A 24,194-nucleotide genomic window follows, 5' to 3' on the forward strand; every position below is an offset into this window, starting at 1 on the left:
GTGGCGTCGGCTTTTGTGGGAGCGGCTTCAGCCGCGAGCTTTTCGGCATCCGTGGAACACGACCCCATGCGAAGAGCTCGCGGCTGAAGCCGCTCCCACAAAAAAGCCCCGGCAGGGCCACGGGCTATAATTCGCGTCCCTGTCCGCGTGCGCATGAACCCATGTTCGAATCCCTCACCCAACGCCTGTCCGGCACCATCGAACGCCTGCGCGGGCGCGGCCGGCTGACCGAGGAGAACATCCGCGAAGCGACCCGCGAAGTGCGCATCGCCTTGCTCGAGGCGGACGTGGCGCTGCCGGTCGTGCAGGCGCTGATCGAACGCATCAAGGTGCGCGCGGTCGGCCAGGAAGTGCTCAAGAGCCTCACCCCAGGCCAAGCGCTGATCAAGGTCGTGCGCGACGAGCTGACCAACGTGATGGGCTCGGCCGCCAGCGACCTGAACCTCAACGTGCCGGCGCCGGCGGTGATCCTGATGGCCGGCCTGCAGGGCGCGGGCAAGACCACCACCGTGGCCAAGCTCGCCAAGCACCTGAAGGAAAAGCGCAAGAAGAAGGTGATGGTGGTCAGCGCCGACGTCTACCGTCCGGCCGCCATCGAACAGCTGAAGACGTTGGCGCAGCAGGTGGACGTGCTGTTCTTCCCGTCGGACGCGTCGCAGAAGCCCGAAGCCATCGTCCGTGCCGCCATCGACGACGCCAAGAAATCCTACGCCGACGTGCTGATCGTCGACACCGCCGGCCGCCTCGCCATCGACGAAGCGATGATGGCCGAGATCAAGGCGCTGCATGCCGCGGTGAATCCGGTCGAGACCCTGTTCGTGGTCGACTCGATGACCGGCCAGGACGCGGCGACCACCGCCAAGCATTTCGGCGAAGCCCTGCCGCTGACCGGCGTGGTGCTGACCAAGACCGACGGCGACGCGCGCGGCGGCGCGGCGCTGAGCGTGCGCTACGTCACCGGCAAGCCGATCAAGTTCGTCGGCGTCGGCGAAAAGCCCGATGGCCTGGACGTGTTCCATCCCGACCGCGTCGCCAGCCGCATCCTGGACATGGGCGACGTGCTGTCGCTGGTCGAGCAGGTCGAGCAGCAGGTCGACAAGGACAAGGCGCAGAAACTCGCCGAGAAAGTCGCCAAGGGCAAGAAGTTCGACTTGAACGACATGCGCGACCAGCTGGAGCAGATGCAGAACATGGGCGGCCTGTCCGGTTTGATGGACAAGTTGCCGGGCATGGGCCAGATCCCGGACGCGGTCAAGAACCAGGTCACCGGCAAGGAAATGCCGCGCATGATCGCGATCATCGGTTCGATGACCAAGAAAGAGCGCCGCAATCCGCAATTGCTCAACGGCTCGCGCCGCGCGCGCATCGCGAAGGGCTCGGGCACCACGCCGGCCGACGTCAACCGTCTGCTCAAGCAATACCAGCAGATGGAAAAGATGATGGGCAAGCTGGGCCGCGGCGGCATGAAGGGCATGATGCGCGGCATGCGCGGGATGATGGGCGGCGGCGGGATGCCGTTCCGCTAAGCGGGTGCCGCTTTTCGTAGGAGCGGCTTTAGCCGCGAGCTCTTTCGATCAGATCGCGTGAGGGAAAGAGCTCGCGGCTAAAGCCGCTCCTACGAAGAGCAAAAGCCTCCAGCTGGGTCGGTTGAGGAGCGAGGAATGACGGACGAAGTGTTGCAAGGCGGATGCCAATGCGGCGCAGTACGCTATTCGATCACCGGCGAACCGATGCTCGCCGCCATATGCCACTGCACGATGTGCCGCCGTGCCCACGCCGCACCGGCCGTGGCATGGGCGATGTTCGACGAATCGCAGGTGGCGTTCGACAAGGGACAACCGCATCCGTACGCCTCCTCGCCCGATGCGCGACGCGGCTTCTGCCGCGACTGCGGCACCCAGATCAGCTTCACCGCCAGCTTCCTGCCCGGCCTGATCGATATCTCGCTCGGCAGCCTCGACGACCCGGAAGCGATCCGCCCGACGCTGCACTACTGGGACAACGAACACCTGTCCTGGGTGGATTTCGCCGATGGCCTGCCGCGCCATCCCGAATTCCCGCCGATGGAATGATGCGGTGAGCAGCAACGTCCGCGATCGCATCGACGCTTTCTGCGGGCGCTACGGTTTGCGTTTGCCGATTCTGCTTGCGCCGATGGCCGGCGTCAGTCCGGTGGGCTTGTCGGTCGCGGTCGGCAAGGCCGGCGGCATGGGCGCGCTAGGTGCGCTGATGTCGACGCCGGGCGAGATCGAACAATGGTTGCGCGATTACCGTGCGGCCACCGATGCGCCGGTACAAGCCAATCTTTGGATTCCTGATCCGCCGCCGCGTCGCGATGCGGAAGCCGAAGCCGCGATGCGCGAATTCCTCGCGGCGTGGGGGCCCGCAGTCGAAGCTACCGCAGGTGATGCGAAGCCCTACGATTTCGATGCGCAATGCGAAGCGCTGATCGCCGCGCGGCCGCAAGTGGCCTCGTCGATCATGGGCGTGTTCGCGCCCGGTTACGCGGCGCGATTGCGCGAGGCCGGCATCGCCTGGTTCGCCACCGCGACGACATTGGGCGAAGCGTTGGCTGCGGAAGCGGCCGGCGCGGATGCGGTGATCGCGCAGAGCTTCGAAGCCGGCGGCCATCGCGGTGCGTTCCGCGCTCAAGAAGCGGAGCGGCAATCGGTGGGCCTGTTCGCGCTGCTGCCGCGGTTGGCCGACCGATTGCGGATCCCGGTGATCGCTTCGGGCGGCATCGCCGACGGTCGCGGCATCGCCGCGGCGTTGACGCTGGGCGCGAGCGCGGTGCAGATCGGCACTGGGTTCCTGCGCTGCCCGGAAGCGGGAATCGCACCGAGCTGGGCGAGCGCGTTGGCCGTGGCTGAGCCAGAAAATACCTGGCCGACGCGTGCGTTCTCGGGCCGGCTGGGCCGCTCGTTGGCTACCGAATATGTAAGGGCCGTGGTCGAGCCGGGCGCACCGTCGCCGGTCGCTTATCCGGTCCAGCGCGGCCTGACTGCGGCCATGCGCCAACAGGGCGGGCGGGACGACGACCTGGCCCGGATCCAGGCCTGGGCCGGTCAATCGGCCTGGCTGGCCCCGGCCAAACCCGCGGCGGAATGCGTCGCGGACTGGTGGGAGGCGGCCCAGTCGCTGATTCCGGACGCCTGAAAGGGCGAATGGACCGGGAGTTTCCTCGGCCGCTTCAATGGCTTACAATCGCCGGCTTACCTCGCCGCTCCCTGGCGACTGGGCAACACAGGAAACACCGTTCATGGTCAAGATCCGTCTCACCCGTGGCGGCGCGAAGAAGCGCCCCTTCTACCACATCATCGTCACCGACCAGCGCGCTGCGCGCGATGGCCGCAACATCGAGCGCCTGGGTTATTTCAACCCGATCGCCTCCGGCAATGAGAAGCGCGTCGAGCTGGACACCGCTCGCGTCGAACATTGGATCGGCAAGGGCGCGCAGATGACCGACAAGGTCCGCAACCTGTACAAGGAAGCGGCCAAGGTCCAGGCTTCGGCCTGATCCTCGCGGCCGTGCCTCGCGCGGCCGACGCGTCATGAGCGAACACGAGCGCCGCGTCCTGTTGGGCAGGATCGTCGGCGCTTTCGGCGTGCGCGGCGAGCTCAAGCTCGACTCGTTCACCGAGCCCAAGGCCGCGATCTTCCGCTATCAACCCTGGACCTTGCGCGATGCGCAGGGACGCGAACGCAGCTTCGACGGCGCGCGCGGCCGCGATACGCCCAAAGGCGTGGTCGCCACGCTGCCCGACGTCTCCGATCGCGATACGGCCGAAGCGCTGCGCGGCACCGAAGTCTGGGTACCGCGTTCGGCCTTGCCGCCGTCCAAGCCCGGCGAGTACTACTGGATCGACCTGGAAGGCCTGCGCGTGGTGAATGCCGAAGGCGTCGAATTCGGCCGCGTTTCGCATCTGTTTTCGACCGGCGCCAACGATGTGCTGGTGGTGCAGGGCGATCGCGAACGCATGGTTCCGTTCGCGATGCCCGATTACATCGTGTCGATCGATTTCGACGCACAGCTGATCACCGTCGATTGGGACGCCGATTTCTGATTTTGCTTTTGTAGGAGCGGCTTTAGCCGCGAGCTCTTTCCTGCAGATCGCTGCGGTACGACTAAAGAGCTCGCGGCTAAAGCCGCTCCTACAAAGAACAAAAAGCGAAGGCGAAAGAACATGCGCATCGACATCGTCAGCCTGTTCCCCGAGTTCGTGAGCCAGATCGCCCGCCACGGCGTGGTCGGCCGCGCGCAGGAACGCGGCCTGCTGGCGCTGCACGGCTGGAATCCGCGCGACCATGCCGAGGGCAGCTACCGCCGCGTCGACGACCGCCCGTTCGGCGGCGGCCCCGGCATGGTGATGATGATCGACCCCTTGCGCGACTGCCTGGCCGCCGCGCGCCTGGCCGATCCGGCGCCGGCCCGCGTCATTTATCTCAGCCCGCAGGGCAGGCCGCTGACCCAGGCCAAGGTCCGTGAACTGGCCGGCGAATCTCGGTTCATTCTGTTGTGCGGTCGCTACGAAGGCGTCGACGAGCGCCTGCTCGCGGCCGAAGTCGACGAGGAAATCTCGATCGGCGATTACGTGCTGTCGGGCGGCGAACTGGCCGCGGCCGTGGTGGTCGATGCCGTCGCCCGGCTGCAGGATGGCGCGCTGAACGATGCCGAATCCGCCGCCCAGGACAGCTTCGAGGCCGATGGCCTGCTCGATTGCCCGCACTACACACGCCCGGTCGAACATGAACTGGGCAACGTGCCGGAGGTGCTGATGTCGGGCAACCATGCGCAGATCGCCCGCTGGCGCCGGCAGCAGGCCCTAGGCCGGACCTGGCTGAGGCGGCCAGACCTGCTGGACGAGGCGGGGTTGTCCAAGGCCGACCGCGAGCTACTGGACGCCTTTAAGGCGGAAAACCCCGGCTGACCCCGTATTTCTGTCTTCCCGAGCGCAGCGAGGGATCTGCTTCACCGGCGCGGCAGCAAGCGGGGCAAGCCAGGGAAACGGGTAAACCCTAGCCACACAAGGAAAAAGCCCGCTATAATGCACGGCTTCGCTCTACCGCCAGGCGCCTGCCCGCAGGCCCGACCCGGCATCCACAATAACGACAGAACCCAAGATCAAGCAGGCCGCGCCATGAACAAGCCCTCCATCAACACCTTGCTGCAGGAATTCGAAGCCGCCCAAGCGCAGCGCAAGCTGCCCGAGTTCGGCCCGGGCGACACCGTCGTCGTCAACGTCAAAGTGAAGGAAGGCAACCGCGAGCGCGTGCAGGCCTACGAAGGCGTAGTGATCGGCAAGAAGAACGCCGGCCTCAACTCCGCGTTCACCGTTCGCAAGATCTCGCACGGCTACGGCGTCGAGCGCGTCTTCCAGACCCATAGCGCCACCATCGACTCGGTGCAGGTCAAGCGCCGCGGCGCCGTCCGCGCCGGCAAGCTGTACTACCTGCGCGGCCTGGAAGGCAAGAAGGCCCGCATCAAGGAAGATCTGGCCGCCCACGGCAAGGCCAAGAACGCGCCGGCCGCTGCCGCCGAGTAATCTTTCGCTCATTCGATACGCGAACGGCCGCCCCATGGGCGGCCGTTTTCGTTTCGTACTCCGGCTTTTCCTTCTCCCTCCGGGAGAAGGTGGCGCGCAGCGCCGGATGAGGGTTCGGCGCGAGTGCGGTGCGGCAATCACACAACGAACCCTCATCCGCCCTGCGGGCACCTTCTCCCGGCGGGAGAAGGAAAAGCAGTGGTTACCTGCCTTCCGCCGAAAACACGGGCCGGAAGAACGAACGCTCCCAGCTCACGATGCAACGCGTGCGCTCGGCCAATGCCAGGGCTTCCTGGCATTCGGCATCATCTCTGGCTCGTTCGCGATAGCGCTCGTAGGCCGCGAAACTCGGGAAGGTGAACATGGCCAGCGCCACGTTATTGGTGCCTTCCGAGGGCATGAAGTAGCCGTGATGGTCGCCGCCGAACTTGCCGACCAAGCGGATCCACATCCGGCCATAGGCTTCGAAATCGTCGAGCTTGTAGGGATCGATGACGTAGCGCAGGAAACAGGTGACGGCCATGGCGACTCCGCGCAATCGGGATGGCCGCAACATATCACCGGCGAATGCCGGCGGCGCTTCGCGGGAGCGGTTTCAGCCGCGAAGGTTTCGAGTGCTGAGCCCTCATCCGATTCAAAGCTCATGTGGGAGCGGCTTCTGTGGGAGCGGCTTCTGTGGGAGCGGCTTCAGCCGCGAGCTTTTGTCGGTTCGCGAGAATGTGCGGAAAGAGCTCGCGGCTGAAGCCGCTCCCACAGAAGCCGCTCTTACGAAAACCCCAGACTCATATGCCGAACCATCCGCGCTGCCGCGCTTCCTGCAAACCCGCGTCGATGTGCTTCCACAGATCGGGGCATCCCGCTTCGATCGGCGCACGCACCCGTGCCACTACGCGCTCGTAGCCGATCCCGTTCTCGCGCCAGCTCTGTCCATCGTTGGCCAGGTTGAGCAGCACCGGCATGGCCCGATCCATGGCGTTGGCGAAGCGCGCCTCGGGCGTTTCGCCGCTTTCGAACTCCTGCCACAACGCCAGCAACGGCGCGCCCTGCGCCGCCGGCAGCATGCCGAAGATCCTGGTCGCCGCCGCCAGCTCGGCCGCCCTGCGTTCTTCCCAGCCGCCTTCGACGAAGGCCATCGTATCGCCGGTATCGATTTCGCCGATGTCGTGGACCAGCAGCATGCGGATCACCCGGTCGAGATTGACCGGCGTTTGCGCATGATGCGCCAGCGACGCGGCCATCATTGCCAGCTGCCAACTGTGCTCGGCGGAATTCTCGTATCGGTCCAGGCCGAGCGGCTTGACCTTGCGGGTCACGCCTTTGAGCTTGTCCAGCTCGAGAATGAAATCGATGATCAGCTGCATGGGTCCTTATCGACTGCACCGAAGCGGGTCGGCTGCACGAATTGTCGAGTGACCCATGCCGCGCCGCAAGCGGCGGCATGTCTAGCCTTTGTCGAGAACGATATCCCAGCGCGCCAACAGCGAATCCGGCTCGAGGTCTTGCGTCGGCGGTTCGAGCGAAACGATCAGCCGCTCCCGGTTCGCGCCGACGGTCCGCAAGAGCGCGTCATCGTCGTTCAAGGGCTCGCCCGCAAAGTACAGTTGGGTGACGGTGCGGTTGACCCGGCCGGCGATGTCGAAGTGGATATGCGGCGGCCGCATCACGCCGGCATCGGCGGGATAGGCGCCGGGCTTGATGGTCTTGAACCGGTAGCGGCCTTCCGCGTCGGTCCGCAACACCGCATAACCTTCGAAATGGGGGTCCAGCGGCGCGGGATTGTTGTCGCTGGGATGGGTGTAACGGCCGTGCGCGTTCGCCTGCCAGATTTCGATGCGCACGCCCGGCAGCGCTCTGCCTTGCGCGTCGGTGACGCGTCCCATCACATGGATCGCCTGTCCTGCTGCGCGACCCGGTCTGCCCTTGATCATCGTCAGGTCGGCGTCCTGGTCCAAGGGTTTAACCAAGGGATAGAACGGGCCGAGGATCTGGGCCGGCGTTCGCCTAATCTTCTGGGCCAGCAATGGCGCGGCATGGCCGAACACGGCCAAGCCGCCGAGGGTCGCCGCGGTACCCAGCAGGCGCCGCCGCTCGATCCGATCCTGTGCGCTCATTGCGTCTCCTTGCGGTTGCAGGGATCTTCTGTGAACAACGCGGCAGAAGGATGCGTGAGGACAGCCCGTCAGATTTGCTTGGTCATGAAGAGGCTGTGCGGGTCTTCGATGTAGTCGCCGAACGGCTCGCAGGCGATGAAACCGTAGCGCGCGTACAGCCTGTGCGCCGGCGCGAATGCCGCCATGGACCCGGTTTCCAGGCTCAACCTGCGGTAACCACGGCGAGCGGCTTCCTGCAGGATGTGTTCGAGCATGCCGGCCGCGACGCCCTTGCCGCGGTGGCGCGGCGAAGTGCGCATGGATTTGATCTCGCCGTGCCGCGCATCGAGCTGTTTGAGCGCACCGCAACCCACCAGTTCGTCGCCTTCCCAGGCGCTCCAGAAGGTGATTTCCGGCTTGCGCAGGGCCTCGAGATCGAGCGCATGGATGCTTTCGGGCGGCGAGTGCAGGGCCATGTCCTGCAAGTGTTCTTGCAGCAATCGTGCGATTTCTGGGCTTTGCAGATCGTCTACGCGGATTTCCATGGATTTCTTGTGATTAGTTTCCGGGGAGGGTTTTGATGGCCGACACGAATACGAACGCGAAGAACAGTACGGCGGCGATCAGGGCGACGGAACCCCATTTGACCAGCCACGTCCATATTCCGCGTGTAAGCGGCGCGTTCGAAGGTGTCGACGTTCACCGGGCGGGCGGCGATGAGGTCGGGGTCTTTCAGGATACGGACCGCGTCTTCGGCTTGCGAATTCAGGCAGACGAAGACGATCCAGTGCGGCGGCCCTCGACGCGGGCTGGCGTCCCGGGTGAAGGTGGGGATGCCCTTCTCGTGCATCAGGCCGACGATGCGGCTGAGTTCGGCATGGTCGTGGACACAAGTCAGGATGCGCATGGATTCGGGCGCCTTATCTCCGGAATTCGGTCGGGCGCTCGAGCTGGTAGATGGCTTCGGTCAGGTCGTCCATCTTGCCGGTCAGTATCGCCTGCGCGTCGTACAGGCCACGGTTGTAGAAATACGCCCCGATTTCGCCGGAAAAGAAATCGAGCAGGAATTCCGCATCGAAACGGCCGATGTCCTGTTTCAGCTCTTCGGTGAAGTAGAGCTGGATCTTGCGGACGATAGCCGCTTTCTCGTCCTCGGTGAATTTGATTTCCGCCATCGCAGCCTCGGCTAGACCGTGGTTTCGGGTGTTCAACCCGCCAGCAGTTTGACCCATTTCGATCTAACCCAACCGGACCGGCACGGACCGGTGTAAGCCCTGGGCGAGCTTGACGCGTTGGAAACGCCGCAGTCTGGCGGAGTCCCCTTTCCGGGCATGTACACCACGCCCTGCCATTCGCCGCCGGCCGCGCTATCGCAAAGGTACAGCCCCTGGCCGTTTTGCAGCGCGTCGGTCTGCGCATATTGCGTGCCAGGGCCGGATCGCACGGCGAGCGAGCTGTATTTGAGCCCCGATACCTCGCCCCAGCTTGAGCAAGCATCGATATCGGGAATTTCGCCGACCATCACCGGTACCGTCACGGCTTGGGCGGAGACGACAAGCACTGTCAGTACAAGCGCGAAACCTGTGGCGCGCGTTATGGATTTCGTCGACATGAGAATCCCGTTGGGTTGTAGGCTTGAATGGAATCGTTAGGCCGCGCCACGAAAATATTCATAGCTACTAAACGCCTGGATTAGGCCGACTCGCGAAGCGGGTTCGGCTTGAATGAGTTGTCAAGTATCATCATGGCGAGCATGTGGTCTCCACAGTTGAGACCGTGTCGGCATGAAATTTCAACCGAAGCCAGCAGCCGTCGTTCCCTAGGTAATCTCTAAAGGTAGCTCCATCTCGCTGGTACGCGCCGGAGGGGCCATATGCCTTTTCGACTTGCGCATATGACATGCCAGGACAAATCTTTGCTGGAGTGCAGAACCTTTTGCTGGAGCTGACCACGCCGCCGACACCTTGCTCGTCAAGGGAAACCACAAGGCCTTGATAGACAAGTGTTATGGGTAGGAAGAAGCCGCCATCTTCTTTGCGTTGCTGGGGTTTGCCTAGCATTGCTATAACGGACTTCTCGCTCTGTCCTATTGCGATCCCACCTAATGTCAGGCGTTGAGTCTCAGGTGTAAGGGGTCCAGCGTCCGCGTGCGTTAAGACGAGCTGGGCCAATACCGTTAGCAGCAACATGAGTACTTTCATAAGGAGCCTGACGCCTGAATAAGCCGACTCGTGAAGCGAGTCCGGTTCGAATGAATTCTGATGGCTCGTCTGCCGACCTAGATGAGGAATGACACAGCTGCAACAACAGACGCAACCACGGCCAAGGCTAAGGCTGCATTTGCACGACTTGAAGCGGCGGCGGTAACGGCGCCCATGTTCTGTAGCTGTTCCGCGAGTTGCTGGACCACCTGAGCCTGTTCGGTTTCGAGTTTCTCGAAGTACTCTAGCCGGTCAATGACCGCTTTAAGTCTGTCCTCAGGGCCAGAGTCTGGGATAGCGGGAACAGGCGGCTTTTGCGTTCTCTTGAACAACCGAGTAGCCGCGTCGACCAGTGTTGGCAGGGCTGAGATTATTGCTGGCCAAGGCACAGACATGCTGCATCTCCCGTGAGTTCTAACGCCTGAATTAAGCCGACCCGCGAAGCGGGTTCGGCTTGAGTGAATTATTAGCTCCCGGTCTCAACCAGGCGCACTTTGCTCGGGTCATCAACGTACACATGGGTCTGATAGTAATAGAGCCCAGTCCGGCGCTTCCCACTTGTAAAATCAACGCGCTCACGTTTGGCTGTGCCTTCTACGCGGATACGTCTGCCGATTAGTTCGTCGCGGTTCTGAAGTCCGAGTGCTTCGATCAATGCGACGGCATTTCCGCGCGTCATTCTTAGGGTCAAGCAGCGTTGATCTCGGTAGTCTCGTTCTGAATTGAAGTAGACATGAGCCCGATCGCTTCCGGAGCCCCGGATGGTCAGCTCGAATTGGCCAGTTACTCCGTTTACCGGATCTGCTGCGGCAAGCTGAATTGCTTCGAAGGGCTCCAGTGGCTTCTGAATGTCTGTGGTAACGGTTTTCGCTTCGAGGGAAGCCAAGGGCAGGAGGAGGAGCATCAATATGGTTGCGGTTGCTGATTTCATGTTTAGGGGCCAACGCCTGAATTAAGCCGACCCGCGAAGCGCCTTCGGCTTGAATGAATTGTTAGATAGCACCCTAGAAATTCAAATAGCGTTCGATTCGCCACATGGTTCCATCCTTGAAGGTGATGTCTGCAAACAGCAGGAACGATCCCCAAGCCGCCGTGGTCAGCTCAAAGGCGGTCGAGTGATCCGATACGACGCGAAGAGGATTATCAAAGGTTTCGTGCAGGTGATAGGTCACGGAACTGATTGTGCCTAGGTCAATGCCATCTGCCTCAATCCAGATGTTGAGCCGATAGTACCTGCGGCCGTTCTTATCCAGCGACTTGTCCCGTGTGTACTTGTGCAGCAGGTAGATCTCGTGAGGTGGGCCAGGGTCTGCCTTTGCAGGTGACTTCGGTGCGGGAAGCGGCGCGACTGGTGTCTCGGTCGGAAGCTTAGGATGCGACACGCCGAGCTTGACGCCGAAAGCCTCCGCCGGATCCCCTTTTTCTACTCGATCTACGAGTGCGCTAAACAGGCGTGGTATGTCGGCGCGCAACCACCATAGAACCGCGCCGATAAATGCAGGCCAGACAAGTGCAATGATCAAGTCCATGAAACGCTCCCTGTGCGGTCTAACGCCTGAATTAAGCCGAGCCGCGAAGCGACTTCGGCTTGAATGAATTGTTAGCTGCCAGCGATCGCCGTTGGGCGACCTTGGACTGAAGCTCTTGGGCCTTTGCCAAGAAGAACTCCCACTCCACAACCAGGCCGTTGTACTGGACTAGCTCATCGGGAGTGAGGGATGATTCTGGGCTACGCGGGGAATAGTTATGCACCGCGATGTACTGCTCGATGCGTTTAATCCGGCCGGCTGCATCTGCCGGAAATCTGCCGGCAAGGAACTCGCGCCAGGGCTTGTTGCCGCGAGAGTCATTGCAGGTCTGGCAGGCGGGGACGATGTTTCCGGGTACTAGCTCTCCAAAATCAGTAACTGCCACGAGATGGTCAGGAACTATGCCGCGATTCTCAGCTGATGCAGTGGCGCCGCAGTATGCGCAAGTGCCACCAAACTCGGTGAGCACAAGTGCCCACTCTTGCTTAGAAACGCGGTGATCTGGAGCGACAATCTCGCGAAGGCCGCGGCGTACGTTGTAGTTCATGCGCGAGAAGTGCTGAGTACCTTTCATGGCGCTAACGCCTGAATTAAGCCGACCCGCGAAGCGGGTTCGGCTTGAATGAATTGTTAGGCCACACACCCGTGACGCATATCCATGCGTCCTGCTTGGCTATGACCGGCCTGCCATCAGTGACTTGAAACTGCCACCACTCACCCATGCAAGAACTTTTCTCTTTGCGGCAAAGCATGTGCTTGCCGGGAGGGGCAACGAACCACTGCTCCACAGCATAGTCCAACCGGCCAGCAGGAAAGTTGGGACTTGAATCCGCAAGCACCCTAAGACGATCGGCATCCGGCGGTGGGGCAGCCGCTACCTGCCACTGCTCGGTCGTCCCGGATCCGCAAAGCGACGGAAGACCACTCACTTGAGAGGTTGAACAGGCAGAAATAGTCATTGCGACTATGAGAAGCGCGAGTTCTTTCATGTGGGGCCTAACTATTGTTTATAGGGCGAATCCACCCCGATATCGGATATTAGACGCCATTTACGGGTGCGGTAGGGTATGGTGTCGCCCGAATTCGGAGCGAGGTCGAAGTTGTAATGGAAGGCACCCCGGGCGCCACAGAAGTCAGGCTGGACATCTGGCTCTGGGCCGCGCGCTTCTTCAAGACGCGGAGCCTGGCCAAGCAGGCGATCGAGACCGGCAAGATCGAGGTCGCGGGCCAGCGGGCGAAGGCGTCGCGGGTCGTGCGGGAGGGCGATGCGCTCGTGGTCGTGCGCGGGGACGAGACGTTCCGGGTGGAGGTGCTGGCGGTCAGCGTTAACCGCGGGCCCGCCAAAGTCGCGCAGACCCTGTACCGGGAGTCGGAAGAATCGAAGACCGCGCGATTGGCCAAACGCGCCGAAGCCGCGGCCGCGCGCGCCGGCTACAAACCGCCGGAAACCAAACCCGACAAGCGCGCGCGCAAACTGATCCGCGCGCTGGGCGACATCGATGCACTGTAAACGGGCAGCGGCCGCATGAAGTCCGGCCGGCTGCTGCCCCTGATCGTGGCCTGCGCCTTGTTCATCGAGAACATGGACTCGACCGTGATCTCGACCTCGCTGCCGGCGATCGCCGAGGATCTGGCGACCGATCCGATCGCGCTGAAACTCGCGTTGACCACGTACATGCTGGCGCTGGCGGTGTTCATCCCGATCAGCGGCTGGGTCGCCGACCGTTTCGGCGCGCGGCCCACGTTCATGACCGCGATCGGCGTGTTCCTGCTCGGTTCGGTCGCGTGCGCGGCGAGCGTGTCGCTGGAAACGATGGTCGCCGCGCGCTTCCTGCAAGGCATGGGCGGCGCGCTGATGGTGCCGGTCGGCCGACTGGTGTTGCTGCGCACGGTGCCGAAAAGCGAACTCGTGCAGGCTTTGAGCTGGCTGACGATTCCGGCGCTGATCGGGCCGGTGGTCGGGCCGCCGTTGGGCGGTTTCATCACGACTTATTTCGATTGGCGCTGGATTTTCCTGATCAACCTGCCGATCGGCGTGCTCGGCATCGTGCTGGCCAAGCGTTTCATTCCCGACATACGCGAACCGAGCGTGCCTCTCGATTGGATCGGATTCCTGCTTACCGGCGTAGGCCTCGCGCTGGCGATGTTCGGATTCTCGACGATGGGCCGGCATCTGGTCTCCGCGCCGCTGTCCATAGGCGCGCTCGCCATCGGCACAGCGGCTTTGATCGCCTATGCGTGGCACGCGCGGCGCCATCCGCATCCGCTGCTCGATCTGGGCTTGTTCCGCCTGGCGACGTATCGCGCCGGTGTGCTCGGCGGTTCGTTGTTCCGGATCGGCGTCGGCGCCACGCCGTTCCTGCTGCCGCTGATGCTGCAGCTGGGTTTCGGATTGACGCCGGTGGAATCGGGCATGCTGACCTTCGTGTCGGCGGTCGGCGCGATGTTCATGAAGACGATCGCCGCCAATGTGCTCAAGCGTTACGGATTCCGCAACGTGCTGGTGTTCAACGCGTTGATCGCCTCGGCCATGCTCTGCGGCTTCGGTCTGTTCCGACCGACCACGCCGCATGTCTTCATCATTTGCACGCTGCTGATCAGCGGCTGCTTCCGTTCGCTGCAATTCACCAGCTTGAACGCGATCAGCTATGCGGAAGTGGATTCGCCGAAGATGGGGCAGGCGAGCAGCCTGGCCGGGATGATGCAGCAATTGTCGTTGAGCATGGGCGTGGCGATCGCGGGCTATGTGCTGGAGATCGTCGGGCTGGTCGCGCACCGGCCGTCGACCGACGTGCACAATTTCTACGTCGCGTTCGCGGTGGTGGGGCTGCTGTCGGCCAGTTCGGCCTGGATGATGTGGCGGTTGCCGCGCAATGCCGGCGCCGAGATGGCGGGGCATGCGCAGCCCGGGCAGGAAATCGCGGAGCCGAAGGTCGAGCAGCGGCCGGCGACGTAGCGCGAGTTTTTGTGGGAGCGGCTTCAGCCGCGAGCTTTCGATCTAATAGTGGTCTTTCCCAAAAAAGCTCGCGGCTGAAGCCGCTCCCACGAAAATCCCGCTCTACCAAAAAAGACGCCGGCGCGGGCCGGCGTCTTGATTTCTCGACTCGGTCGGGCCGATCACTTCAGATCGAAGCGATCCAGATTCATCACCTTGTCCCACGCCGCCACGAAGTCCTTGACGAACTTCTCTTTCGCGTCGGCGGCGGCGTAGACCTCGGCCAACGCGCGCAGCTGCGAATGCGAACCGAACACCAGGTCGGCGCGCGTGGCGGTCCATTTGACCTTGTCGGTCTTGCGATCGCGGCCTTCGAATACGCCTTCGCGGCCATCCACGCCTTTCCACTTCGTGCCCATGTCGAGCAGGTTGACGAAATAATCGTTGCTCAGCGTTCCCGGACGCGCCGTGAGCACGCCGTGCTCGGGCTCGCCCACGCCCAGTACGCGCAGGCCGCCGACCAGCACGGTCATTTCCGGCGCCGAGAGCGTGAGCAGTTGCGCGCGGTCCACCAGCAACGCTTCCGGCGCGATCTTGTTCGGCGTGCGCAGATAGTTGCGGAAGCCGTCGGCCTTGGGCTCGAGGTAGGCGAACGATTCGACTTCGGTCTGCTCCTGCGACGCGTCCATGCGGCCGGGCGCGAAGGGCACGGCGATGTCGTGGCCGGCATCCTTCGCGGCTTTTTCGACCGCCGCCGCGCCGCCGAGCACGATCAGGTCCGCCAGCGACACTTTCTTGCCGCCCGCGGCGGATGCGTTGAAATCCTTCTGGATCTGCTCGAGCTTGGCCAGCACCTTCGCCAGTTCGGCCGGATTATTCGCTTCCCAATCCTTCTGCGGCGCCAGGCGGATGCGCGCGCCGTTCGCGCCGCCGCGCTTGTCGGAACCGCGGAAGGTCGATGCGGAGGCCCAGGCCGTGGACGCGAGCTGCGATACGGACAGGCCCGAGGCGAGGAGTTTCTTCTTCAATTCGGCGATGTCGCCGCCATCGATCAGCGGATGATCGACTGCGGGAATCGGGTCCTGCCAGATCAGCGGCTCCTTCGGCGACAGCTTGCCGCGATGGAGCGGGAGCGGGCCCATGTCGCGGTGCAGGAGCTTGTACCAGGCCTTGGCGAACGCCTCGGCGAACTTGTCCGGGTTCTGATGGTAGAAGCGCGAGATCTTTTCGTACGCCGGATCCACGCGCAGCGCAAGGTCGGTGGTGAGCATCATCGGCGGATGCTTCTTCTTCGGATCGTGCGCGTCCGGCACTGCGTCGGCGCTGGCGCTGTCCTTCGGCTTCCACTGGTGGGCGCCGGCCGGGCTCTTGGTCAGCTCCCATTCGTGGCCGAAGAGCGTGTCGAAGAAGCTGTTGTCCCACTTGGTCGGCGTCGGCGTCCACGCGCCTTCCAGGCCGCTGGTGATGGTGTGGCCGGCCATGCCGGTTTCGAAGCTGTTCGCCCAACCCAGGCCTTGATGCTCAATGTCGGAACCCTCGGGTTCCTTGCCGACGTGGTGCACCGGACCGGCGCCGTGCGCCTTGCCGAAGGTGTGGCCGCCGGCGATTAAGGCGACGGTCTCCTCGTCGTTCATCGCCATGCGCGCGAAGGTGTGGCGGATGTCGATCGCGGCTTTGGCCGGATCGGGATTGCCATTCGGGCCTTCCGGGTTGACGTAGATCAAGCCCATTTGCACGGCGGCGAGGTGGCCGTCGAGTTCGCGGTTGTCGTTGGCGTAGCGTTCGTCGCCCAGCCAGGTTTTTTCCTGGCCCCAGTCGATGTGATTCTCCGGTTCCCAGGAATCGGCGCGGCCGCCGCCGAAGCCCCAGGTCTTGAAGCCCATCGATTCCAGCGCGACGTTGCCGGTGAGGATCATCAGGTCGGCCCAGGAAATCTTGCGGCCGTACTTCTGCTTGATCGGCCACAACAGGCGGCGCGCCTTGTCGAGATTGCCATTGTCCGGCCAGCTGTTGAGCGGAGCGAAGCGCTGCTGGCCGCGACCGCCGCCGCCGCGGCCGTCGCCGACGCGGTAGGTGCCCGCGGCGTGCCAGGTCATGCGGATGAAGAACGGGCCGTAGTGGCCGTAATCGGCGGGCCACCATTCCTGCGAATCGGTCATCAGCGCGTGCAGGTCTTTGACCACGGCGTCGAGATCGAGGCTGTCGAATTCTTTCGCGTAGTCGAAGTCGACGCCCATTGGATTGGAGTCGGGCGTGTTCTGGTGGAGCACGCTGATGTCGAGCTGGTTGGGCCACCAATCGCGGTTACCGGTACCCCGGCCGTGGACGAACGGGCATTTGGGCTGTGCAGTCTCTGGCTTGTTCATGGCTGGCGCTCTGCGGGGTGGGATGGAAGGAGCGTACGTCCGGGCGGGACGTTTATGAAATTGAATGATGCGAAGTTTTCGATAGGGGAAAGCTATCGGCAACCCGGGTAGAGCCGAAGGCAATTCCCGGGATGGAGTCGCGTCCTGTTCCCGGGTATCGCCTTCGGCTCCACCCGGGCTACGGAGGCGAAAAGCCGGCCCCTCTCCCTGGCCTTCGGCCTGTCCCTCTCCCGCAAAGGGGAGAGGGAAAAGCAAACCCTTACGCGCGTGGGAGGCCGCCGAGGACCGATTGGCCGACCTTCATCAGGTCCGACAGGTCGACGTCGCCATCGCCATCCTTGTCGAGTACGGCACCCAACACGCTGCCGCCCGCGCCGCCGGCTTGTTGGCCGATCTGTTGCCGTTCCCGACCGAGGATCTGGCCCAGCACTTGCGGCGAAGCGTCGCCGTTGCCCGCGGTCGCAGCGCCCTGACGGTTTTCGAACATGCGCTTGGCCAGATAGGCCATGACGATCGGCGCCAGCCATCGCAGCAGCATGTTGACCTTGTCGCCGCCCAGGCCGGTAGCCTGGCCCAAGGCCTGTTGCGCACGCGGTTCGCGATCGCCCAATACGTGGCCGAGGATCTGCTGGCCCTGGCCGCCGCCGCCGAGCACCGAACCGAGCACGCTCCCGAGGTCCAAACCGTTGTGATCGCGCTGCAGCGCGCCGAACAGGGCCTCGGCGCCTTGCGGCTGGCTGGCGTTGCGGCCCAGCGCGCCCATCAGCAGCGGCAGCGCGGCGCCGACGGCAGCGTTGGCTTGCGACGAATCGATGCCCAACTGCTGCGCGATCTGCTGCAGCGGGGCTCCTTGCAATTGCGAGGCGAGATCCTGGGTGAGGGAAGGTTGTGCGTTCATGGCCGTGGCTCGCTCGCGGTGTGTGGAGCCAGCACGTTAGGCTCGGCATTGTTACGAAATCGACAAGGCCGGCGGTTTTTCCGCCATCGCCGCGCGGCGGAACAGCCATATCGCCAGCATGCCGTTGATCAGGAACACCAGCACCAGGTACAGCGCGAAACTGTCCAGAAAGTCGAACCATTCCACGCCGGTGTAGTTGCCCAGCAGCCGGCCCAGCGTGCGCAAGGCGTTGAGGGCGAAGGCGATGGATGCCAGCCGCAGCCAGCCGGGGCCCGCGTTCCAGGTGGCGATCGCGAAACAGGTCCAGGCGACGAGCCCGGACAGCATCAACGGGAAATAGATCGCGCCGGTGAAAGATCCCCAGAGTTCGTGCCGTTGCGCGAGCACGCCGCGCAGCGCCGGTTCGGCGGCGTACGCGTTCGCCCACTGTTGGCTGACCATCACGAAATCCAGGCCGCGGTGGAGGAATTCGAATACGACGAAGAACATGGTGAAGGTGAAAGCCAATAGCGACGCCAGCGGCGCCTTGGCGAAACGGTCCAGCGCGAACACCGCATACGTCACCGCCAGTCCCGCGATGGAGAACAACACCGCGAGCGCGCGAGTGCGATCGAGCAGGCCGGTGCGCACTGCGAAATCCTCGGCTGCCGCCTGCGTTTCCGGAAACCAGAAGATGAAGCACAACGCTTGGAAGATTTGCGCGGCCATGAAGACGCACAGGGCGGCGCCGGCGAGGCGGTAGTGTCTGGCGGTCAGTGGCATCGTTGCTCTCCGGTGGATGCAAGGGTCATGCGCCGGCCGCTGCGCGGCTGGCGATCGGCTTCGATTGGCTGGAGCGGCGAAAGTTCAGGGCCGGCGGGGTTCGAGGCAGATCGAACATGGCGTAAATCCCCCTTTGGTCCCCCTTTTTCAAAGGGGGAGTTCCGGGTTTGGGTTCGATCGTTGCGTATTGCCGCCTCCCTTCTTCGAAATAAAGAGGGCGCCGAGAACTGCTGCTCTCCTCGAAAAAGAGGGCGCTGCGATCTGCTGTTCTCCCTCCTTTGAAAAAGGAGGGCCGGGGAGGATTTACGCCATGCTCGACAAGGCGACGTAGCCCGGGTGGAGCCGCAGGCGATACCCGGGACGCTCCATGGCTCTCGCAGCAAGAGCCCCGGGTATCGCTACGCTCCACCCGGGCTACGGTTGCGCCGGCGTGAGCTCACTGCAACGCTTTCAAACGGTACAGCGCTTCCAGGGCTTGTTTCGGCGTCAGCTCGTCGGGGTCGATCGAGGCGAGCGCATCGAGCGCGGCGGAGGCGGGCGTGAACAAGCCGATCTGCTGCGGCATGTCCAACGCGGCGGGCGCCATCGACGGTTTGGGCGAGTCGCCGCGTCGTTCCAGCTCGGCCAGCCGGCCGCGCGCCTGCCGCACCACCGATTTGGGCAGGCCAGCGAGCGCGGCGACCTGCAGGCCGAAGCTGCGATCGGCGGGGCCGTCCTTCACAGCGTGCATGAACACCAGCGCATCGTCGTGCTCGACGGCATCCAAATGCACATTGGCGATGCCGCTATTGGGCTCCGCCAGAGCGGTCAGTTCGAAATAGTGCGTGGCGAACAGGGTGTAGCAGCGGTTGACGCCGGCCAGGTGCCGCGCGACCGCATCGGCCAGCGCCAAACCGTCGTAGGTGGAGGTGCCGCGGCCGATCTCGTCCATCAGCACCAGCGATCGCTCGGTGGCGTGATGCAAGATGTAGCTGGTCTCGGCCATTTCGACCATGAAAGTGGATTGCCCTCGCGCCAAGTCGTCGCCGGCGCCGATGCGGGTCAGGATGCGGTCGATGGGGCCGAGGATCGCCTTCGCCGCCGGCACGAAGCTGCCGATGTGCGCGAGCAGCACGATCAGCGCGTTCTGGCGCATATAGGTCGACTTGCCGCCCATGTTGGGGCCGGTGATCACCAGCATGCGGCGCTCGTCGTCGAACGCCAGGTCGTTGGGCGTGAACGGTTCCTCGCGCACGGCTTCGACGACGGGATGGCGGCCGCGTTCGATCTCCAGCCCCGGTTCGTCGCGCAATTGCGGCGCCGACCAGTCGAGCTGCTGCGCGCGTTCGGCGAAACAGGCGAGCACATCGAGTTCGCTCAACGCGGCGGCGCAGCGCTTCAACGGTTCCAAGCGCCCGTTCAACGCGTCGAGCAGGCCGTCGTACAGCAGTTTTTCCCGCGACAGCGAGCGTTCGCGCGCCGACAGCACCTTGTCTTCGAAGGTTTTCAGCTCTTCGGTGATGTAGCGTTCGGCGCCGGTCAGCGTTTGCCGTCGCGTGTAGTGCGTCGGCGCGCGCGCGGACTGGCCCTTGCTGATCTCGATGTAATAGCCGTGGACGCGGTTGTAGCCGACTTTCAGCGTCGGTATGCCGCTGTTCTCGCGTTCGCGCTGCTCCAGGTCCACCAGGAACCGGTCGGCGTTCGTGGACAGCTCGCGCAATTCGTCCAGTTCGGCGTCGTAGCCCTTTGCGAAGACGCCGCCGTCGCGGGCCAGCACCGGCGGCTGTTCGACCAGGGCCTGCCCGAGCAGGACGGCTTCGGCGGCGTGTTCGCCGAGTTCGGCGGACAGCGTGCGCAATCGCGGCGAATCGAGCGGGTCGAGCAGGGCGCGCAGCGCGGGCAGCATCGCCAGGCCGTCGCGCAGCGTGCTCAGGTCGCGCGGCCGCGCCGAGCGCAGCGCGATCCGCGACAGGATCCGCTCCAGGTCGCCCAGGCCGCGGAAATGTTCGCGCAGCGGCCGTTCCGCGCCGTGTTCGATCAGCGTCGCGACCGCATGGTGGCGTTCGCCGATCACGCGGCGGTCGCGCAACGGCCGGTGCAGCCATCGGCGCAACAGGCGGCCGCCCATCGGCGCGATCGTCGTGTCGAGCACGCCGAGCAGGGTGTTGCGCGTGTCGCCGTCGACGCGCGTATCCAGTTCCAGGTGCCGGCGCGTGGCGGCGTTCATCGCGATCGCGCCGTCGCTGGCTTCGATGGCGATCGCGGTCAAGTGCGGCAGGCGCTGCTTCTGGGTTTCCTCGACGTAGCCGAGCAGGGCGCTGGCGGCGGCGATCGCCAGCCCGCTCTTACCGAATACGCCGTCTTCCAGGCCGAAGGCGGACAGATCGTGCAAGTTGAAGAATTGCAGCAGCTGCCGGCGGCCGTTGTCGGCGTCGAACAGCCAGGGCGCGCGCCGCCGCAAGCCGTTGCGCGCGGTCACGAACGCGGGCCAGCCGTCTTCGTCGGGCAACAGCAATTCGGCCGGCTCCAGGCGCGACAGTTCGGCTTCGAGCGCGTCTTCGCCCACGACTTCGTTAGCCAGGAAACGGCCGCCGGCCAGGTCGGCCCAGGCCAGTCCATAGCCGTGTTTGTTGCGCGACAGCGCCATCAGCAGGGTGTCGCGGCGCTCGCTGAGCAACGCTTCGTCGGTCACGGTGCCGGGCGTGACGATGCGCACCACCTTGCGTTCGACCAGGCCCTTGCTGGCAGCCGGGTCGCCGATCTGCTCGCAGATCGCCACCGATTCGCCCAACGCCACCAAGCGCGCCAGATAGCTTTCGGCCGCATGGTGCGGCACGCCGGCCATCGGGATCGGCTGGCCCGCGGAATTGCCGCGCTGGGTCAGGGTGATATCCAGCAGCCGCGCCGCCTTGCGCGCGTCGTCGTAGAACAGCTCGTAGAAATCGCCCATGCGGAAGAACAGCAGCACGTCCGGATGCTCGGCCTTCGCGGCGAAAAACTGGCGCATCAAAGGCGTGTGTTGCGCAGCGGTGGACATGCGTTCCTGGGGCTTGTCGCGGGCTGGCTAGTTTGCCTGATTGCAGGCTGCCCGGCCGCTCCGGGTGTGGTACCGTTTCCGCGCTTCGCAGATCCGCAGGGAAAGCTGCCGGGGTTCCCCCACCACCGGTAAGCGGGATCCGCGCAGCGCCCGGCTGTCCACATGCCGGCCCGTTCGCCGTCTTACGCGCGTACTCACCAACTTGAGGGGACCCATCCATGAAGGCATCGACTCTGCGGCGCAATTTGCTGACGCTCGCGGTCCTTTCCGTGCTCGTCCCGTTGCCGTTATCGGTACTCGCGCAGGACGCCCCAACGGCGCCTACGGACAACGCCGACCAGGACGAGCCCAAGACGCTGGGCACGATCACGGTCACCGCGCAGAAGCGCGAAGAGCAGTTGCAGGACGTGCCGATCACCGTCACCACGCTGTCGCAGCAGCAACTGCAGGACACCGGCGTGCGCGACGTCAAGGATATGTCCATGCTGGTGCCCGGCCTGACCGTGACCAGCACCCAAAGCGAGGCGCAGACCGTCGCCCGCATCCGCGGCATCGGCACCGTCGGCGACAACGCCGGCCTGGAGTCGTCGGTGGGCGTGGTGATCGACGGCGTCTACCGGCCGCGCAACGGCGTCGGCTTCGGCGACCTGGGCGAGATCGAGCGGATCGAAGTGCTGAAGGGCCCGCAGGGCACCGTGTTCGGCAAGAACACGTCGGCCGGCGTGATCAACGTGATCACCCGCCGCCCCAATTACGAAACCAGCGTCGAAGCCGAACTGACCGCCGGCAACTACGGCGCGCTCGGCGTCAGCGGCGCGTTCAATTCGCCGCTGGGCGAAAAGGCCGCGTTCCGCGTGTACGCCACGCAACGCGAGCGCGACGGCTTCATCGACGTGCACACCGGCGCCGGCCCGCGCCGGGAGAAGGACGACTTCGACCAGAACTACCATTCGCTGCGCGGCCAGCTGCTGATCGAGCCCAACGACGACCTGGACATCAACTTCATCGCCGACTTCACCAGCCGCGAGGAGAACTGCTGCACCGGCGTGACCACCACCCGCGGCCGCACCGGCGACATCATCAACGCACTGTCGCCGGACGAAGGCGTGGCGCCGGTGGCCGACCCGTACGCGCGCCAGGCGTGGAGCAACCGCAGCACCGAGCAGGACATCAAGGACAAGGGCCTGTCGGCGGAGGTCAACTGGAACACGCCGTGGTTCGACGGCGCCACCTTGACTTCGATCACCGCTTGGCGCGACTGGGGCTCGATCAACGGCCTGGATTTCGATTTCTCCAGCGCCGATCTGCTGTACCGCGACGCCAAGAAGGACGAGTCGTTCACCGGCTTCGAAACCTTCACCCAGGAATTCCGCCTGACCGGCGCGACCGAGAAGGTCGACTGGATGTTCGGCGCGTTCTATTCCGACGAGGACCTGGAGCGCAACGAGACCTACCGCATCGGCAGCGCCTACGAACCTTATCTGTCGATCGCGTTGCTGTCGCTGATCAACCCGGCGCTGGGCGGATCGCCGACCGCGCCGCTGTTCCTGTCCGACGTCACCGGCGTGGCGCCCGGCACGGTGTTCGCCGGTTTCGGCGCCAACGACAAATACAAGCAGAACGCGAAGAGCTTCGCGTTGTTCACCAACAACACCTGGCATGCCACCGAAGGCCTCGACCTGACCCTCGGCTTGCGTTACACCACCGAAGACAAGGAATTGGATTCGCGCTACAGCAATCCCAACGGCAGCCCGGGTTGCCGCTCCTACTTCGGCCCGAACGGGCAGATCAGCCCGGAGGCGATCGGCCGCCTGGCCACGGCGTTGACCACGCGCGGCGTGCCCTTCGCGAACCTGCCGCCGGCGCAGCAGCAGGCCTTGATCAGCCGTATCGTCGGCTTCAGTTGCCTGCCGTGGGCCAACATCGCGCACGACGGCCGCGCCACGCATCAGGAACGCGAAGAGAAAGAGTGGTCCGGCACGCTCAAGGCCGCGTATCGCTGGAACGATCAGGTGATGGCCTACGGCTCGGTGGCGCGCGGCTACAAGGCCGGCGGTTTCAACCTGGACCGCGTGCAATCCAACAACGGCCTGTCCATCGGCACCGACGGCCTGATTCCGGTCAACGACACCTCGTTCCCCGGCGAATTCGTCGACAGCTACGAGCTCGGCACCAAGACCACCTGGCTCGGCGGCAACCTGCTGCTCAACGGCTCGCTGTTCTACCAGAAGTACGAGGATTTCCAGCTCAACAGCTTCCTCGGCACCAGCTTCGTGGTGCGTTCGATCCCGGAAGTGATTTCCAAGGGCGTCGACACCGAACTGCTGTGGCAGGCGAACAAGGGCCTGCTGCTGCAAGGCGGCCTGATGTACGCCGACACGCGCTACGGCGACGAGGCGCCGACTGCGGACTTCGTCGCCCCGGCCGGCAACCTGTACAAGCTGCCCGGCAGCCAGGTCAGCTTCGCGCCGTACTGGTCGGCCACGGCGGCCGTCACCTACGAATGGGAGTTCGCCAATTCGCTGATGGCGCGCTTCAACCTCGGCGCCAAGTACATGTCCGACTACAACACCGGCTCGGATTTGGATCCGGAAAAGATGCAGGACGCCTACACCATCGTCAACGCGCGCGTCGGTTTCGGCGCCAGCAACAAGCGCTGGATGGTGGAGCTGTGGGCTTTGAACCTGACCGACGAGGAATACGCGCAGGTCGGCTTCGATGCGCCGCTGCAGAACGTTTCGCCCGCGCCGGGCAACCCGTTCAATTCCTACAACGCCTTCCTTGGCGCGCCGCGCACGTATGGCATGACATTCCGCTTCAGCTACTGATTCTCACCGCCCCATAGCGAACGGCG

The 24,194-nt window shown here is 64.1% G+C and carries 24 protein-coding genes; 10 read left to right on the forward strand and 14 right to left on the reverse strand.

Going from position 1 to position 24,194, the window contains the following annotated elements; genetic code table 11:
* Window positions 1-161 precede the first annotated feature (161 nt).
* The 7 genes from ffh to rplS all read left to right on the forward strand — a co-directional run bounded on the left by ffh (window position 162) and on the right by rplS (window position 5,543).
* Window positions 162-1,526 carry a signal recognition particle protein gene (gene ffh, locus M2650_RS01025; RefSeq protein WP_249470093.1) on the forward strand — a complete coding sequence of 455 codons (1,365 nt, stop codon included), beginning with the start codon at window positions 162-164 and terminating at the stop codon, window positions 1,524-1,526.
* A 135-nt stretch (window positions 1,527-1,661) separates the two neighbouring features.
* Complete coding sequence (locus tag M2650_RS01030; protein ID WP_249470095.1) at window positions 1,662-2,072, forward strand: GFA family protein; 411 nt, start codon at window positions 1,662-1,664, stop codon at window positions 2,070-2,072.
* A gap of 4 nt (window positions 2,073-2,076) precedes the next feature.
* Window positions 2,077-3,156, forward strand: coding sequence for an NAD(P)H-dependent flavin oxidoreductase (locus tag M2650_RS01035; protein ID WP_249470097.1), 1,080 nt, complete (start codon window positions 2,077-2,079; stop codon window positions 3,154-3,156).
* A 103-nt stretch (window positions 3,157-3,259) separates the two neighbouring features.
* On the forward strand, window positions 3,260-3,517 hold the full coding sequence (gene rpsP, locus M2650_RS01040; RefSeq protein ID WP_137265874.1) for a 30S ribosomal protein S16: 258 nt from the start codon (window positions 3,260-3,262) through the stop codon (window positions 3,515-3,517).
* A 34-nt stretch (window positions 3,518-3,551) separates the two neighbouring features.
* Window positions 3,552-4,064, forward strand: a complete 513-nt coding sequence (gene rimM, locus M2650_RS01045; protein WP_249470099.1) for a ribosome maturation factor RimM — start codon at window positions 3,552-3,554, stop codon at window positions 4,062-4,064.
* Between the two features lie 120 nt (window positions 4,065-4,184).
* Window positions 4,185-4,928 carry a tRNA (guanosine(37)-N1)-methyltransferase TrmD gene (trmD, locus tag M2650_RS01050; RefSeq protein ID WP_249470100.1) on the forward strand — a complete coding sequence of 248 codons (744 nt, stop codon included), beginning with the start codon at window positions 4,185-4,187 and terminating at the stop codon, window positions 4,926-4,928.
* 210 nt (window positions 4,929-5,138) lie between these two features.
* Window positions 5,139-5,543, forward strand: a complete 405-nt coding sequence (rplS, locus tag M2650_RS01055) for a 50S ribosomal protein L19 (RefSeq protein WP_249470103.1) — start codon at window positions 5,139-5,141, stop codon at window positions 5,541-5,543.
* A 202-nt stretch (window positions 5,544-5,745) separates the two neighbouring features.
* Here rplS and M2650_RS01060 read toward each other — a convergent pair whose 3' ends face one another.
* The 10 genes from M2650_RS01060 to M2650_RS01105 form a co-directional block, all read right to left on the reverse strand.
* Window positions 5,746-6,066: an NIPSNAP family protein gene (locus M2650_RS01060; RefSeq protein ID WP_249470105.1), complete on the reverse strand. Its 321-nt coding sequence runs from the start codon at window positions 6,064-6,066 to the stop codon at window positions 5,746-5,748.
* A 259-nt stretch (window positions 6,067-6,325) separates the two neighbouring features.
* Window positions 6,326-6,904: an HD domain-containing protein gene (locus tag M2650_RS01065; protein WP_249470108.1), complete on the reverse strand. Its 579-nt coding sequence runs from the start codon at window positions 6,902-6,904 to the stop codon at window positions 6,326-6,328.
* A gap of 81 nt (window positions 6,905-6,985) precedes the next feature.
* Complete coding sequence (locus tag M2650_RS01070) at window positions 6,986-7,654, reverse strand: dioxygenase family protein (protein ID WP_249470113.1); 669 nt, start codon at window positions 7,652-7,654, stop codon at window positions 6,986-6,988.
* A 68-nt stretch (window positions 7,655-7,722) separates the two neighbouring features.
* Window positions 7,723-8,178, reverse strand: coding sequence for a GNAT family N-acetyltransferase (locus M2650_RS01075; protein WP_249470116.1), 456 nt, complete (start codon window positions 8,176-8,178; stop codon window positions 7,723-7,725).
* Complete coding sequence (locus M2650_RS01080; RefSeq protein WP_249470119.1) at window positions 8,163-8,540, reverse strand: hypothetical protein; 378 nt, start codon at window positions 8,538-8,540, stop codon at window positions 8,163-8,165. The genes M2650_RS01075 and M2650_RS01080 overlap by 16 nt, the downstream gene beginning before the upstream one ends.
* 13 nt (window positions 8,541-8,553) lie before the next feature.
* Window positions 8,554-8,808 carry a DUF2164 domain-containing protein gene (locus M2650_RS01085; RefSeq protein ID WP_249470121.1) on the reverse strand — a complete coding sequence of 85 codons (255 nt, stop codon included), beginning with the start codon at window positions 8,806-8,808 and terminating at the stop codon, window positions 8,554-8,556.
* A gap of 32 nt (window positions 8,809-8,840) precedes the next feature.
* A complete protein-coding gene (locus M2650_RS01090; protein ID WP_249470123.1) occupies window positions 8,841-9,245 on the reverse strand; it encodes a hypothetical protein in 405 nt (134 codons plus the stop codon).
* Between the two features lie 1,055 nt (window positions 9,246-10,300).
* Window positions 10,301-10,765: a hypothetical protein gene (locus M2650_RS01095; RefSeq protein WP_249470126.1), complete on the reverse strand. Its 465-nt coding sequence runs from the start codon at window positions 10,763-10,765 to the stop codon at window positions 10,301-10,303.
* A gap of 73 nt (window positions 10,766-10,838) precedes the next feature.
* Window positions 10,839-11,363 (reverse strand): pYEATS domain-containing protein, encoded by a 525-nt coding sequence (locus tag M2650_RS01100; protein ID WP_249470129.1) that lies wholly within the window; start codon window positions 11,361-11,363, stop codon window positions 10,839-10,841.
* Window positions 11,364-11,394: 31 nt separating this feature from the next.
* Window positions 11,395-11,937 (reverse strand): HNH endonuclease, encoded by a 543-nt coding sequence (locus M2650_RS01105; protein WP_249470132.1) that lies wholly within the window; start codon window positions 11,935-11,937, stop codon window positions 11,395-11,397.
* Window positions 11,938-12,468: 531 nt separating this feature from the next.
* On the opposite strand from M2650_RS01105, the gene M2650_RS01110 reads away from it, so the two are divergent.
* A complete protein-coding gene (locus M2650_RS01110) occupies window positions 12,469-12,873 on the forward strand; it encodes an RNA-binding S4 domain-containing protein (protein WP_249470135.1) in 405 nt (134 codons plus the stop codon).
* 15 nt (window positions 12,874-12,888) lie between these two features.
* Entirely contained in the window at window positions 12,889-14,319 is a 1,431-nt protein-coding gene (locus M2650_RS01115; RefSeq protein ID WP_249470138.1) for a DHA2 family efflux MFS transporter permease subunit, read from the forward strand.
* A 161-nt stretch (window positions 14,320-14,480) separates the two neighbouring features.
* On the opposite strand, the gene katG is transcribed toward M2650_RS01115, so the two are convergent.
* The 4 genes from katG to mutS all read right to left on the reverse strand — a co-directional run bounded on the left by katG (window position 14,481) and on the right by mutS (window position 21,340).
* Window positions 14,481-16,664, reverse strand: coding sequence for a catalase/peroxidase HPI (gene katG, locus M2650_RS01120; RefSeq protein ID WP_249470141.1), 2,184 nt, complete (start codon window positions 16,662-16,664; stop codon window positions 14,481-14,483).
* A gap of 259 nt (window positions 16,665-16,923) precedes the next feature.
* A complete protein-coding gene (locus M2650_RS01125; RefSeq protein ID WP_249470144.1) occupies window positions 16,924-17,562 on the reverse strand; it encodes a DUF937 domain-containing protein in 639 nt (212 codons plus the stop codon).
* 51 nt (window positions 17,563-17,613) lie between these two features.
* Window positions 17,614-18,324, reverse strand: coding sequence for a hypothetical protein (locus tag M2650_RS01130; protein WP_249470147.1), 711 nt, complete (start codon window positions 18,322-18,324; stop codon window positions 17,614-17,616).
* Window positions 18,325-18,760: 436 nt separating this feature from the next.
* Window positions 18,761-21,340: a DNA mismatch repair protein MutS gene (gene mutS, locus M2650_RS01135; protein ID WP_249470150.1), complete on the reverse strand. Its 2,580-nt coding sequence runs from the start codon at window positions 21,338-21,340 to the stop codon at window positions 18,761-18,763.
* Between the two features lie 218 nt (window positions 21,341-21,558).
* On the opposite strand from mutS, the gene M2650_RS01140 reads away from it, so the two are divergent.
* Window positions 21,559-24,168 carry a TonB-dependent receptor gene (locus tag M2650_RS01140; RefSeq protein WP_249470154.1) on the forward strand — a complete coding sequence of 870 codons (2,610 nt, stop codon included), beginning with the start codon at window positions 21,559-21,561 and terminating at the stop codon, window positions 24,166-24,168.
* Window positions 24,169-24,194 lie beyond the last annotated feature (26 nt).

The organism is Luteimonas galliterrae, from assembly GCF_023374055.1.
GTDB lineage: Bacteria > Pseudomonadota > Gammaproteobacteria > Xanthomonadales > Xanthomonadaceae > Luteimonas_C > Luteimonas_C galliterrae.